This window comes from Lysobacter xanthus (genome assembly GCF_047159895.1).
In genome coordinates this window covers 1-2,299 of the sequence record NZ_BAAGAB020000138.1, presented here as the reverse complement: position 1 = coordinate 2,299, position 2,299 = coordinate 1, and the positions used below count along the sequence as shown (strand labels likewise).

Genomic DNA, 2,299 nt, shown 5'->3' with positions numbered 1-2,299 from the left:
CCCTCGACGTGGTTGTGCCGCCTAACACCTGAGTTAAGCCGCGCCGCGAAGCGGCGTCGGCTTGGACGAATTGTTAGCCCTCAGCCCACCACGGCGCCCAACTTGAATATGGGCACGTAAAGGGCGAAGACACAAAGTGGAACCAAGACGAAAAGCGTTGCGAGACCGCCCAATAGGGTGAGCCTGAAACGAGCGAGGGAAGTGGAGCGCGTTGCATATGTAGCTAGCGCAGCAGGCACAAGCCACAACGCCAAATAGTAGTGGACTAGCCAGCGCGACAGGACAGGCAACTCAGCTCCGAAGCCCTTGAACACCTCCGCAAACTGGGGAACTGCAATTGAGCAGGCGAGCGCCGGAACAGTTGCTAGAGCTACCCCCGCGGTCGCTATGGCTCGACGCCCCGTACCAATCCTAGGCTGCGGAAGAGCTGATGATGGAGAGCGATACGGGTTGTCCATGAGGGCTAACACCTGAGTTAAGCCGCGCCGTGAAGCGGCGTCGGCTTGGACGAATTGTTAGGCCACGCCCGAGTTCGGGAACTGCGGCGGCGAACGCCTAACTGCCAGGCGCGATAGTACGACGACCCGGGATAAGGATGGCGCGGCCCGCCCGGCGCCGAAGGTGACAGCGGCGAGCGCGACGTGTGGACGCGGCTGCTGCCCGCAAGCGATGCGGCGGGACCGACGGGCGCGGCGGGGACGGCGCTTGCGGAAAGCTCGCATGGAGCTGTAGCCGAAAGGCGGATCAGCGGGCGAGCCAAGTGGCCGCTTTGTACAAGAGCTGCACGTTGCCTGGAACCGCAGTGCGAGGCCTAACACCTGAGTTAAGCCGCGCCGCGAAGCGGCGTCGGCTTGGACGAATTGTTAGCTGCCAGCTATAGCAGCTCGTACCCGAACACTCTAACGAGTGCAGGAAGCCCGCGGGCGATCAGGGACGCCAGCAGCGCGGCGACAAAGGCCCACCGCCATATTTCACATTTGAGGCCCGCGCGGTCAAGGCGTTGTTCCGCTGCAGCTCGCAGCTTGCTCGCCGCCTCCTCGAGGTTTGCGATTCGATCTTCGACCGTTTGAGTTGCGCCGGTGGGCAGAACGTGGATTTCTTTGGTGCCCTGAAGCCGTGCCACCTTTGCAGCGTTTACCTGGCGGGAGAATTCATCGCCATGCGCGAGCTGCTCGCGGATGAGTGGCTCCCACTCAAGGTAAGAGAGAGCCACTAGCCCCGACAGGGCGAATAGCACCCAGCCAAGCAGCTCAAAGATGGTTTGAACGGCGCCGCCGAAGGTGGCGGTCTGGATCGATGCAGCGAGAAGCGTAAATACCAGCGCCACGAAGTAGTAGCGGAACTGCCCCTGCAGGCGTTCGGCCGCTTCTAGCTGCTTAGTCAATGGCGACGCATCTGTCATGGCAGCTAACACCTGAGTTAAGCCGCGCCGCGAAGCGGCGTCGGCTTGGACGAATTGTTAGGCCTAAAGCCCCGGAAGGGTGCGCACATACTTGCCGTTGGAGGTGAAGAGATCAATGTGCTCGTCGCCGAAAACGAAGGCGCACTGGGGCGGCGTGCCGGAAATGTGGGCAAATGTGACGTGTACGCCAATCGTTCCGTCCGGGTAAGTGCGGGTGCCAAATCCGCAAGAGATATCGGGCTCTGCGCAACGCGCGGTAGTCCTTCGCTTTACGTTCGCGAGCGAGGCTGCCTCGGCATTCGACAGTTTCACCGCCGCTGGGCGTTTCGGGAAGCAGTGGAGCTTCGGTTGTGGCGCTGGCCGCGAGCAGCCGGCCAGTGCAATGGCTGTGGCTACTACAAGCGCGATGCTCTTCCCCATTAGGCCTAACACCTGAGTTAAGCCGCGCCGCGAAGCGGCGTCGGCTTGGACGAATTGTTAGGCCAAGCTTGAACTCGCCCGGAGCGGCGAGCAAGCCGACGCGAGTGCCGCGCCGAGGCGAGAGGCAGCTTCCGGGGCGGGGGAGGGTTGGCGGCCGGCTTTTTCCGAATGCAGCCGAAGTCATGAGCGCCGCCACCCACCGACGCCCGGCGCATCCGGAGGTCGCGCTCACGAGCGCGATGTTGAGCGTCGGCTGCGTTCGAGGTCGAGCGCGAGAATCAGGTGGGACGTGCGGCGGCGCAGGCGCCTGCGTTGCAAACGCGAGCTGTGCTCTGCGTGAGGTGCAGCCCGAAGCACGAAGACGCCGCTTCGCGACCCAGCTGATCTGGGAACCGACCGAGGCCTAACACCTGAGTTAAGCCGCGCTGCGTAGTGCAGGCTTTGCAGTGGCAAGCTCTACCTGCCACTGCAAAGCCG

The 2,299-nt window shown here is 62.9% G+C and carries 1 protein-coding gene; it reads right to left on the bottom strand.

Annotated features, from left to right (window positions below; translation table 11 throughout):
• Nucleotides 1-874 precede the first annotated feature (874 nt).
• The gene (locus ACY35P_RS15455) at nt 875-1,402 is read right to left on the bottom strand and encodes a hypothetical protein (protein ID WP_462116725.1); all 528 of its coding nucleotides are present in this window, start codon (nt 1,400-1,402) and stop codon (nt 875-877) included.
• Nucleotides 1,403-2,299 lie beyond the last annotated feature (897 nt).

Bases quoted from the DNA above. Each gene is read 5' to 3' on its own strand.
- ACY35P_RS15455 (WP_462116725.1), bottom strand. From the start codon at position 1,402: ATGACAGATGCGTCGCCATTGACTAAGCAGCTAGAAGCGGCCGAACGC.